This window comes from Fluviicola chungangensis, assembly GCF_007558725.1.
Classification (GTDB): domain Bacteria; phylum Bacteroidota; class Bacteroidia; order Flavobacteriales_D; family Crocinitomicaceae; genus Fluviicola; species Fluviicola chungangensis.
This window is the reverse complement of record NZ_VLPL01000013.1, coordinates 24,548-37,070: the sequence shown is the minus strand read 5'-3', so window position 1 is coordinate 37,070 and position 12,523 is coordinate 24,548. Positions and strand designations below refer to the sequence as shown.

Sequence of the window (12,523 nt, the reverse complement as noted above, 5' to 3'; positions counted from 1 at the left end):
TTAAGATAGTTATGGAAGCGAAATTTTCACCCCGGGTAAAAGACGTGCTTAGCTTTAGTCGAGAAGAAGCTTTGCGTTTGGGGAATGACTTTATTGGGGTAGAACATTTCTTGCTTGGAATCTTGCGCGAAGGAGAAGGGAACGCTGTGCGGATCCTGACGGGTTTTAACCTGGATCTTCAAAAGTTAAAAGCAGAATTAGAAAAACCATTGCTGGAGGCATCTAAATCGAATTCGCCTGTTGGTGCGAATATACCTTTAGTAAAACAAGCGGAACGTTTGTTAAAAATTACCTATCTGGAAGCGAAATTGTTCAAGAGCCCTATGATTGGAACGGAACATTTGTTACTTTCGATGTTAAAGGATGAAGATTCCGTAGTTTGCAGGGTTTTGAACCGCTACGGAGTAAATTATAATACAGTTCACGAGGAATTAGAAAATATGGTCGACGAAAATAAATTACCAAGAGCAGAAATGTCTTCTTCGGAGGATGATGATCAAACATTTGGGGCAAGCCAACGAAAAGCAAGTGACCCTAAGTCCAAAACACCGGTTTTGGATAATTTCGGTCGTGACTTGACAAAAATGGCGGAAGCCGGAAAGTTGGATCCGATTGTTGGACGTGAAAAGGAGATTGAGCGGGTTTCTCAAATCTTGTCACGCAGAAAAAAGAATAACCCGATTTTGATCGGAGAACCCGGAGTGGGAAAAAGTGCCATCGCCGAAGGATTGGCATTGCGTATTGTACAGCGTAAAGTTTCCCGTGTTCTTTTTAATAAACGGATTATTTCCCTGGATTTGGCTTCTATGGTTGCCGGTACCAAGTACCGTGGCCAGTTTGAAGAGCGAATGAAAGCGGTGATGTCCGAAATTGAAAAGAACCCGGATATTATTTTGTTTATTGATGAGATCCACACCATTATAGGTGCCGGAGGAGCGAGTGGTTCGCTGGATGCTTCCAATATGTTCAAGCCGGCTTTGGCACGTGGAGAAATGCAGGCAATCGGTGCTACGACATTGGACGAGTACAGACAGTACATTGAAAAAGACGGGGCACTGGAGCGTCGTTTCCAGAAAGTATTGATCGAACCGACCAGTATTGAAGAAACCATTCAGATACTGAACAATATCAAGGAACGTTACGAAGATCACCACATGGTGACGTATACGGACGAAGCGCTTGCTGCTTGTGTCAAATTGACCGAACGGTATATTACGGATCGTCATTTGCCGGACAAAGCGATTGATGCATTGGACGAAGTGGGATCCCGTGTGCATATAACAAACATCAATGTTCCACAGGATATTATTGATATCGAGCAGGAAATTGAAGAGTTGAAAGACCAAAAGAACGAAGTGATCAAATCGCAGCAATACGAGAAGGCGGCAGAATTGCGCGATTCGGAACGCAAGCTCCAGGATCGTTTGGAAGAAGCTAAAAAACGCTGGGAAGAAGATTCGAAAGCGAAAAGAGTAGTGGTGACTGAAGAAGATGTTGCGGAAGTTGTTTCCATGATGTGTGGAATTCCTGTAACGCGTGTTGCGCAAACCGAAATGGGTAAATTGGCTACCATGGCTGAAGAACTGCAGGGGAAAGTGATTGGTCAGCAGGAAGCCGTTGAAAAAGTGGTAAAAGCAATTCAGCGGAACAGAGCCGGATTGAAAGATCCGAATAAACCGATCGGTTCGTTCTTCTTCTTAGGACCAACAGGTGTCGGTAAAACACAGCTTGCGAAGGTATTGGCTAAATACTTATTCGATACAGAAGATGCGTTAATCCGAATTGACATGTCGGAATACATGGAAAAATTCTCAATTTCCCGTTTGGTCGGAGCGCCTCCGGGATATGTTGGTTATGAAGAAGGCGGACAGCTGACTGAAAAAGTAAGACGTAAACCGTATTCGATCATCTTATTGGATGAGATCGAAAAAGCGCATCCGGATGTATTCAATTTGTTGTTACAGGTTTTGGATGACGGGCATATGACTGACGGGCTGGGACGTAAGATCGATTTCAAAAACACGATTTTGATCATGACTTCCAATATTGGTGCACGTCAATTGGCTGATTTTGGAACCGGTGTTGGTTTTGGAACGAAATCCCAGTCAGATCAGCGTGATGAAAATGCGAAAACTGTAATCCAAAATGCACTGAGAAAAGCATTTGCTCCGGAATTCCTGAACCGTATCGATGATATGATTATCTTCCACTCGTTAACGAGAGAAAGTATTCACAAGATCATTGACCTGGAATTGGTGAAGTTGTTCGATCGGATCGCTGTATTGGGGTACCACGCTTCCATGACGGAAAAAGCAAAAGATTTTATCGTAGACAAAGGTTACGATGAAAAGTTTGGAGCAAGACCTCTGAAAAGAGCCATTCAAAAATACATTGAAGATCCCTTGGCAGAAGAGATCATAAAAGCAAATCTGCATGAAGGAGATACGATCGTTTTAGATATCGATGAAGCGAATACAGGCTTGAAGATTTCCATTGAAAAAGGAAAGACGAAAGCTGCAAAGAAATAGATTGAAAAAAATCTGTTAAATAGAGTAGGGGTGCGATTAATCGCACCCCTACTTTTTTATCTTTGAGTTATGAAATCAAAATTGATTGTTCTGTTTTTGGGTTTTTCTGCCTGGTCATTCGGCTATGTGGAAATGACGCGTGTGGATGCAAAGATCTTTATTGCAAATCCGGAAACTGACTTTACGAAGATCCAGGTAAAAAATGAGGCGCTTAAAGTCAAAATGATCACCTTTCTTTTTGATAATGATATGATTGATCATATAGGGACGAAAGCGTATGATCCTACAGCATTGTTTGTAAATTACTATAAACAGTTTGGTCCCTTATACCAGTTGATCGATTTGAACAATGATCAAATTCCGGAGCTTATTTTCAATGGTTACTGCACGGAGGAACGGGAAAAAGAACAACTGCAGATCTTTACCACGATAAAAGGTGAACTTGTTCCTGTTTACAATAAAATAGGGCATTTGCTGGCGTATAAAATTCATCCGAATACAAAAGAAATCCTTTTATACCATCATCAGTATCCCTGTTGTGAAAATGCATCCCATAATTTAAACCGTTTGCGCTTAATCGATAATAGAATGACCTTGGTTATGCGGTATTTTGTTGGAAGAGATCGAGGGATGAAGGGGCATTTTTTTCCTGAAAAGTCTGTTTTTTCCGGCAAGTTCTACCATACAAAAGCAAAGACAAGCCTCTATTGGTCGCCTGAAGTGATAGATCAGGGAGCCTGGCCAAGAAGAACCGAAAAAAACATCATTGCACATTACCCCGATTCGACCATTTATTCTGTTTTGGCCGAAAAAGGCAAATGGAGCTTTGTCGTGATGCATGGAGCGCCGGTTGTGGAGGAAAACAAGGTGATAAATCCGGCGAATTTCTCAACAACCTGGATTTATGGCTGGATTAAAAATGATGGGTAAAAAAACCGAATCTTTTCAGAATAAAGTTATTCCAATCGCGATCCGGTCTTCTCTGAACAAGTAGGTATCCGCCACCCCGGATACCTACTTGTTTTGGTTAATTCATATCCGTCAATCTCCAATCGCGGATCAATTGGTGATGTTTATTTTGAAAGATTGTCATGAGCTTATCGGAATTAGAATCTTTTCCGGGAGTCCGTTTTTCAATGGCTTTGAATGTTTGTTGAATAATCTCCAAAATATCTGATTCCATCAATATTTCCGAAGTACTTGTGTCGAAACCGTAATTTCTGTAAACTTCAATAATCTTATCGCGATCACTTTGCTCTTGTGGCAGCAGGATATTCTTTTTAGATAATTCATTGAAAAAAGGCAATAACTTGGCACTCAATTCAATAAAATGCCTCAAAACAATGGTTGCTTCATTAATTTGCTGAATTGCAGAGGTCTGAATAAAGCGTTTCTTAGCGAGTTTGTTTTCCATGACATTTTGTTTTGTCGTTTCATTAATAAGACGGCCGACAGCACAAATGGTTGGATTTAAAGATAAGTCGTTGATTAAACTCCTAATTTCGTTGATTGAAATGGGATTTAGCGTGATTATTTTATTGCTAAATCAATGAATGTTTGTAAAATTTCACAAATGATTCGAATTTGAATTGAATGAATCATGCAACTAAATCGATGTAAGGCTTATATTTGCAAAAAAAATCGATATGCAGATACTTAACGGAAAAGAAACAGCTGAAATAATCAAAAAGGAATTGGCTATTCAAGTAAAAGAACGAAAAGCTGCAGGTCGTAAAATCCCTCATTTGGCGGCCATTTTGGTTGGAAATGACGGTGGTTCGGTAACGTATGTAAACAACAAGTTGAAGTCATGCGAAGAGATTGGATTTGAAAGTACCTTGATCCGGTACGATGATTCTGTTTCGGAAGAAGTTCTTTTAAATAAGGTAATAGCGCTGAATGAAGATAAAAGCATTGATGGATTTATTGTTCAGCTTCCGCTTCCGAGCCACATAGATGAAATGAAAGTGACACTGACCATTGATCCGAAAAAGGATGTGGATGGTTTTCACCCGATAAATGTGGGGAATATGATGCTGAATATTCCGGGATTTGTTCCCGCAACACCTGCCGGAATTGTTGAGTTGATGCGTCGTTATAAGATTGAAACTGCAGGAAAGAATTGTGTTGTCGTTGGAAGAAGTAATATTGTTGGAACTCCTTTGAGTTTATTATTGGGCAAGAACACAAATCCGGGAAATTGTACGGTAACATTGGTTCATTCCAAATCAGAAAATATTAAAGAAATTTGTTCTCAAGCCGATATTTTGGTTGCGGCAGTTGGGATTCCGGGATTTATCACGGCTGATATGGTAAAAGAAGGTGCGGTAGTGATCGATGTGGGAACAACTCGTGTCGAAGATGCAACAAGAGAAAGAGGCTGGAGGTTAGCGGGTGATGTTGATTTCAAGGAAGTTGCTCCGAAAACGGCTGCGATAACACCAGTTCCGGGTGGGGTAGGACCAATGACCATTGCATCTTTGATGATCAATACCTTGAAGGCGATGGAATTGAAGGGGAAATAATTATAATTAAAATAACAAGTAGGTACGCGATTAATCACAATAAGCACCCAACTTTATTTTTTACCACAAATGCACAAATTTTGGGAGGCGCTTACCAGTCGCCTCTTTTTCCTCTAAAATATCCAAACTCTTGATTTTGCTAAAAAAGCGAGTGCGGTAGCCGAGCTATTCATTTGCGCATTTGTGGAAAATTACACTTGGCTTTGTATCAAAAAATGGTTTGGGTGCGAATAATACATATATTCCGATTAATCGCGTACCTACTTGTTTATAGGCGTTCCAAAGGCGTTTTCACTCCGTTAACCAGCGAGTAACAAGCTAGTTTGTCTTTGAACACGGAAGATTTGAATAAGGACCTGTTTAACAGCATTCGCACACATTCCTGGATACCTTCGGCAATGGAGGGATGCGGATGGACCAATTCTGCGATTACATGGATCGGAAGCCCGAGTTTCATAATCAGTCCGATTGTTTGAATCGCAGTGGAAGCGTGTTCTCCTACGGCACGCATTCCAAGAACTTTCATGTCGCTGTCATTGGTCACGATAATTTTGAAGAATCCTTCCGTTTTCCGCATGGCGATTGCCCGTGCAATTACCGAGTAATCAATCTTTACAACTTTTACCGGGATGTTTTTCTCAAGGCATTGCATTTCATTGATTCCTACAGCGGCAACTTCAGGTTGAAGAAACATGATGGTACAGACATTGTCGTAACTTAAGCGTTCACGGATTGTTCCGAATGCTCTTTCGACCGCATGCCGTGCTTCAATTTCACCCATATTGACCAATGCAATGCGCCCGGAGACATCCCCAACCGCGTAGATATGAGGTACATTTGTAACCGTGTCGTCATCGCCGATATGCTGTCCGCGCTTTGACATGAGCACACCGGCGTTTTCCATTTTCAAACTTTCGATGTTCGGGACCCGCCCAATGGAAAGCAATGCTTTTTCAACGCGGATAACTTCTCTTGATCCATCCGGATAACTGAGTTCGTATTCGACTTCCGTGCCCAAGTTCTCCAATCGTTCCAACTGGGCATTGTGGTGAATGGTGACTCCTTTTTCTTCCAGGTTTTCGCTTACGATGGTTGAAATGTCTGTATCCTCAAACGGCAGGATCCGATCAGCACGATCAATCAGGTATACTTTTGTTTTTCCAAAATTGGAAAAGATGGTTGCATATTCACAGCCGATTACACCGGCTCCCACAATCACCAGGCTTTTAGGATAATCGGTCAGGTTTTCGATGCCGTCACTTGTTAGAATGGTTTGTTCGTCAACGTTTACATCCTTCATTTTACGTGGACGGCTTCCACTGGAAATGATGATGTTTTCGCCATAAACCACGGTTCGGTGTCCGTCGTTTTGAACGATTTCTATTTCATGATCGTTCACAAAACTTGCACTGCCTCGTTCGTAACGAAGCAACTTATCCATCGTTTCTGTTTGCAAAAGCTTTAGATGGCAGGAATATTGAAATTTGCGTTCAAAGACAGCTTCATCCACGGTTGCCATTACGTCATCCCAGGAAAGGTAAAATTTTTCTCTTCCCTTCCCACCGATGGTATCGTTTACAGAAGCAATTTTTTGGGAGATTTCCCACAATGTTTTCGATGATAACGCACCGTTGTAAACACCGGCACCACCAACGCGATCCTTTTCAATCAGGCAAACGCGCTTGCCGTAATCGATTCCGCGCATTGCTGCTGCATAACCGGCTGGTCCACCACCGATGACAACTAAATCATATTTTTCCATAAGTCTTCAGGACTAAATTAAACAATACTTTAAAATTCAGCATCTCTTTCTATTAATTTTGTCGGATGAACTTGAAAGAATTGATCGACTACGGAAAGGCAGAGAAAGAATTTTACACGAAGTGGATTAAAAAAGCCAAAAAGGCAAATAACCGTGCTTTGGATGAGCAATTCCACGTTTTGCATCACGAAGTATTCCGGAAAATAGATTGTTTGGACTGTGCAAATTGTTGCAAAACGACCAGTCCCATTTTCAGGGATGTGGATATCAAACGCTTGTCCAAACGCTTGCGCATAGCCGAAAGCAAATTTATTGAGACTTACTTAAGAGTGGATGAAGATCAGGATTATGTACTTCGAACTGCTCCGTGCCCTTTTTTAGGATCGGATAATTACTGTTCCGTTTATGAGGACAGACCTTTGGCATGCCGGGAATACCCACATACGGACCGGAAGAATATGTACCAGATTTTGGATCTGACCAGAAAGAACATGGAAGTTTGTCCGGCAGTGAGTTATATTATGAAGGAAATATCTAAAAAAATATAACAAAAATTACAACCTTTTGTATAATTTGGCGTCTCTTTAAAGAACTCTTTACATCCAAAATATACACCATGAGGTCTATTCTTCTCTCCATACTACTACTGCTAATCTGCAATTTCGGATTTAGTCAAAAAGCCAAAGATGGTGATTATACCGTTGTAGCTGCCGGAACGGTGTTAAACGCCTATACGAATGTGACGGCAAACGTTGCAGTGAATGCGACATCCATTTCAGTGGCAAGCAATACATTGACCAATAGTTTTTTTAGTACAAATCTGGCTGCGGGAGATCTTATTTTGATCATCCAGATGCAGGGAGCAGATATGGATATTGTTACAACTCCGGCGGTTCCTACTGCTTCTGGAGGATGGGGAGGAAATTATACCCTTTCCAGCTCAGCGATGGGGGATTTAGGGAATATGGGAAACTACCGGCAAGATTGGGGAACTGTTACGAATTACAATAATTCCGGGAAGTATGAATATGCCGAAGTGCTTTCGGTTGCTGCCGGAACAATTAACGTAAGATGTGCGTTGAAAAATGCATATACCACTTCGGGACATGTGCAGGTTGTTCGTGTTCCCAGAATTGGCAATTTGACGTTGAATGCGAGTACGAATATTGTTCCTGCTGCATGGAATGGTTCTACGGGCGGGATTGTTGCTTTGGAAGTGAATGGAACATTGAATTTCGGAACGAATTCGAAGATCATTGCTTCCGGATATGGTTTTAGAGGAGGAGTAACGGATAATACATCAGGTGGTCCGGGGGCTGCCGGAGATATAGGAAAGCCCGGATACAGTGCTGCTTCAGAAGGATCTGAAAAAGGAGAAGGTATTGGAGGTGCCGCAGCTTCAGAATATACCACGCTATATTCCCGATACGGCTGCGGAGCACCCGCTAATGGCGGTGGTGGCGGAAACTACAAAAACTCCGGTGGTGGAGGTGGTTCCAACATTGGGACCGGTATGTATAATGGAAAAGGAGTTGCAACTGCCGGTTACAATGCGTTTTGGAACTTGGAAACAGCCGGTATGGCGACAACTCCAAGCTCCGGTGGTGGACGTGGTGGATATTCAGGATCTCAAAATAATCAGGACGAATCAGTTGTTGGCCCCAATAATGCAGCGTGGTCCGGAGATAGCAGAAGAAAAGAAGGTGGTTTGGGAGGACATCCATTAACGTATGATGCTACCCGTGTATTCATGGGCGGCGGCGGCGGTGCCGGAGAAATGGATCAAAATCAGGGAGGAAGCGGTGGCGCTGGTGGTGGAATCGTCTTTATCCAGTCTTATGGAAGCATTACAGGAAGCGGAACTATTGAAGCAAACGGTGCAAACGGACAAAATTCGAACCCGACAAATGCCCCGAATCCCGGAAGTTTTTCCAGTGCTAAATTAGGGGTTGACGGAGCCGGTGGAGCCGGCGGCGGCGGTGCCATCATTATTTCCAATGGAACAGCTCTTCCCGCTACATTGACTTTAAGCGCAATCGGAGGAAACGGAGGAAATAATGCCCTTTCATTTGGTTCTTTTGCATCCGGAGTAGAAGCTGACGGTCCTGGTGGCGGTGGCGGTGGCGGTATGATTGCGTATACTTCCGGTACACCCGTTCAATCAGTTGCCGGTGGCGCTAATGGAACGGTAACAGTTGTGGGAACAACGAACATTGTTGCAAATTTCCCTCCAAACGGGGCAACAGGTGGTGCAAACGGGCAAAGCTCATTGCCTCAAACATATTATAACTTAATTGCGAATAATGCATCGATTTGCAGCGGAAACACTGCAAACGTTTCGGTAACTGTTCAGGGTACTTTACCTGCACCGATTACCAATGCAAACATTACCTGGTATACGACTTATACCGGAAATACTTCTGTTGGAACAGGACTAACATTTACAACTCCTGTATTGACTGCAACAACAACTTATTACGTTGGCTTTTGTCCGAATGGAACGTTTAGGGTTCCGGTAACGGTTACAGTTGGCGGACCAACGATTTCAGGTACTGCGACTGTAACAAATGCAACCTGCTCTTCAGGTGGTTCCATTACCGGTTTAACCACTTCAGGAGGTGCGCCTACTCCGGTTATTACCTGGAATGGTGTGACTGCACCAACTATGAATTTAACCAATGCAGCTGCTGGCTCTTATACCGTAACAGTTACGGATGGAATCGGTTGTACGGCAACTTCGGGTCCGTATGTGATTGGAAGTTCGGGTGGTCCGACAATCAATTCTACGAACATGGTGGTAACGAACGCTTCCTGTTTAGGCGGTGGCGGTTCGATTACAGGGATTACAGCAACAGGAACCGGTTTGACTTACAACTGGAATACCGGAGCTTATTCGACTTTGGATATTACGGGACTGAATACAGGGAATTACAACCTGGTCGTTACGGACAATAATGGATGTACAGCTTCTTTGGGGCCGATTAATGTGGGACAAAATACCGGACCGGTAATTAATACGACCAATATGGTTGTAACCGGAACAACTTGTGGAACCAACAACGGAAGCATCACAGGAATTTCAGCGACCGGGACCGGTTTGACATACAACTGGAATACCGGGGCATTTTCCACATTGGATATTACAGGCTTGACCAGTGGAAACTATAATTTGGTGGTTACGGATAATAACGGATGCACGGCATCTGTCGGACCGATAGCAATCGGCGCTTCGACTGCTCCGGTTATCAATTCAGGTGCTTTAGTAATTACGGACGCCCATTGCGGACAATCGAACGGAGCAATTGCTGGATTATCCGTTTCAGGTGGGCAACCTGCATATACGTATAACTGGAATTCAGGAGCATATTCGACACTGAATCTGAATGCAATTCCTGCCGGAAATTATAATCTGACAGTTACGGATAACCTCGGTTGTACAGCAAGTGCCGGTCCTTTTACCGTGAATGATATTGCTGGTCCGGTGATCAATACAAGCAACATCGTCATAACGGATGAAACATGTGCCGGGAACGACGGATCAATTACCGGGATTACAGCTAGTGGAACCGGTACATTAACGTATAACTGGAATTTGGTTCCAAGTGCAAGTTTAGATCACACAAATCTTGCAGGCGGCACCTATGCCCTGGCAGTTTCTGATGCTTTTGGCTGCAATGCTGTTGCGGGGCCTTTTAACGTCGGGTTATCTCCCGGTCCTGCTATAAATACAACCAATATGGTTGTAACCGGAACAACTTGCGGAGCAAACAATGGAAGCATTACCGGAATAACAGCGACCGGAACAGGATTAACCTATCAATGGAACGGTGTCAGTTCGGCAACGCTGGATCAGACCAATTTAGCATCGGGAAATTATACTCTGGTTGTAACTGATGCAGGCAATTGTACTTCTACTTTTGGACCAGTTTCGATCGGTGCTTCCAGTAGCCCGGTAATTAACTCCGCTTCGATCGCTATTACGGATGCTCATTGCGGGCAGTCAACCGGTGCCATTTCGGGACTATCAGTTTCGGGAGGTCAACCGGCATATACTTATAACTGGAATGCCGGAGCATACAATACATTGAACCTTTCGAATATTCCTGCTGGAACATATAATCTGCAGGTTACGGATAATTTAGGCTGCACGGCAAATGCGGGACCGTTTACAGTAAATGCTATTGCCGGCCCGACGTTGAATGCAACTAATGTGCAGGTTACTGCGGAAACATGTGCGTTGAATGACGGGACAATCTCCGGCCTGACAACTACAGGAACAGGACTTACATACACCTGGAACGGTGTTGCGAGTCCGACACTAAATCAAACAAATCTGGCACCGGGAACTTACAATGTTGTCGTTTCAGATGGTTTCGGTTGTTCGGTAAATGGCGGACCTTTTACTGTGAATGCAGTTGTTCCGCTGAGCTTAAATCAAGGCTCGCTGGTCATCACACCGACAGGTTGTGTGGGAAATACAGGTGCAATCAACGGATTACAAATTGCAGGAGGCATCAACCCGACAGTTTCCTGGACAAATACAAGTGCAACAACACTTGACATTTCCAATCTGGGTGCCGGATCGTATACCATTACGGTAAGCGATGATCAAAACTGTTCTGTTCAACAAACCTTTAACGTTGGAACAACTTCAGGGCTTACCATCAATACGAACAACGCAGTTATTTCAAACGATAATTGTGCTGTCGGATCGGGATCTATTTTCGGAATAACGATTTCCGGAGGTACTGTTCCGTATTCTTATTCGTGGAATAGTTCACCCGTTCAAAACACTTTAAATGCTTCCAGCCTGGCCACCGGAAACTATACTTTAACGGTTACGGATAATAGCGGTTGCCAGGCCTCAACAACCTTGTTCGTAGGAGTTGTACCTCCTTCAACAATTGACCAGGCGAATGTGGTGGTTACCAATGAAAGTTGTGTTGGAAATAACGGAACAATCAGCGGGATCCAGGTTTCGGGAAATGCACCGTTTACTTATAGCTGGACGGGAACTCCATTAACATCCCTAAATCTCACCAATCTGACTGCGGGAGTATACACTTTGACATTGACAGACGGAAACGGTTGTGTTACGAATGGTACGCCGATCACTGTCGGGTCGGATGGAATGCCAGTTGCTGATTTTACGATTTCCAATCCGGTTGCATCTCCTGGCGAAGCGATTGATTTCACGAATACAAGTACAGGTGGGCCATTCCAAAACTATAGCTGGACGGTTTCCGGAGTAGGATTGATCGGTACCGGTTCTTCTGCAACATTCAGTTCACAGGTTGAAACCACCTACCAAATGACGTTGATCGTGGAAACAGTTGACGGGTGTATCGACTCCATTACCAAACCGTTCGAAATTCTGGGAGAAATTAAAATTCCGAACATCGTAACGGCAAACGGAGATCATACAAACGATGAATTTTATATTACCAATTTGAAACCGAATTCGAAATTGATTATTGAAAATCGTTGGGGAAATGTTGTATTCGAATCAGATAACTACAAAAACGATTGGGGAGGAATTGACATTTCGGGAGAAAAATTGGTAGATGGTGTTTATTTCTACCAATTAATAACTGCGGATGGTAAAATGTGGCAAGGAAATGTTCATTTGCTCATTGATTAAGATAAGTTCTTTTTTGCTTTGCTATATTTACTGACTGTTAACAGTTGATGCAACCTGGTACGCTTCA

General features: G+C 43.2%; 7 protein-coding genes. 5 read left to right on the top strand and 2 right to left on the bottom strand.

The annotated features are described in order from the left end of the window. The first annotated feature begins 11 nt into the window (after positions 1-11). Together FO442_RS18445 and FO442_RS18440 are read left to right on the top strand one after the other, a co-directional pair. Positions 12-2,528, top strand: a complete 2,517-nt coding sequence (locus FO442_RS18445; protein WP_144334695.1) for an ATP-dependent Clp protease ATP-binding subunit — start codon at positions 12-14, stop codon at positions 2,526-2,528. A gap of 69 nt (positions 2,529-2,597) precedes the next feature. After that, positions 2,598-3,458: a hypothetical protein gene (locus FO442_RS18440; RefSeq protein ID WP_144334694.1), complete on the top strand. Its 861-nt coding sequence runs from the start codon at positions 2,598-2,600 to the stop codon at positions 3,456-3,458. Between the two features lie 97 nt (positions 3,459-3,555). Here FO442_RS18440 and FO442_RS18435 read toward each other — a convergent pair whose 3' ends face one another. Continuing rightward, positions 3,556-3,942 carry a hypothetical protein gene (locus tag FO442_RS18435; protein ID WP_144334693.1) on the bottom strand — a complete coding sequence of 129 codons (387 nt, stop codon included), beginning with the start codon at positions 3,940-3,942 and terminating at the stop codon, positions 3,556-3,558. Between the two features lie 232 nt (positions 3,943-4,174). On the opposite strand from FO442_RS18435, the gene FO442_RS18430 reads away from it, so the two are divergent. After that, positions 4,175-5,053: a bifunctional 5,10-methylenetetrahydrofolate dehydrogenase/5,10-methenyltetrahydrofolate cyclohydrolase gene (locus tag FO442_RS18430; RefSeq protein ID WP_144334692.1), complete on the top strand. Its 879-nt coding sequence runs from the start codon at positions 4,175-4,177 to the stop codon at positions 5,051-5,053. Positions 5,054-5,321: 268 nt separating this feature from the next. On the opposite strand, the gene FO442_RS18425 is transcribed toward FO442_RS18430, so the two are convergent. Continuing rightward, positions 5,322-6,815, bottom strand: coding sequence for a dihydrolipoyl dehydrogenase family protein (locus FO442_RS18425; RefSeq protein ID WP_144334691.1), 1,494 nt, complete (start codon positions 6,813-6,815; stop codon positions 5,322-5,324). A gap of 65 nt (positions 6,816-6,880) precedes the next feature. Here FO442_RS18425 and FO442_RS18420 point away from each other — a divergent pair, with 65 nt between their 5' ends. Then, a complete protein-coding gene (locus FO442_RS18420) occupies positions 6,881-7,363 on the top strand; it encodes a YkgJ family cysteine cluster protein (protein ID WP_144334690.1) in 483 nt (160 codons plus the stop codon). Between the two features lie 68 nt (positions 7,364-7,431). Beyond that, the gene (locus FO442_RS18415; RefSeq protein ID WP_144334689.1) at positions 7,432-12,456 is read left to right on the top strand and encodes a T9SS type B sorting domain-containing protein; all 5,025 of its coding nucleotides are present in this window, start codon (positions 7,432-7,434) and stop codon (positions 12,454-12,456) included. Positions 12,457-12,523: the final 67 nt, after the last annotated feature.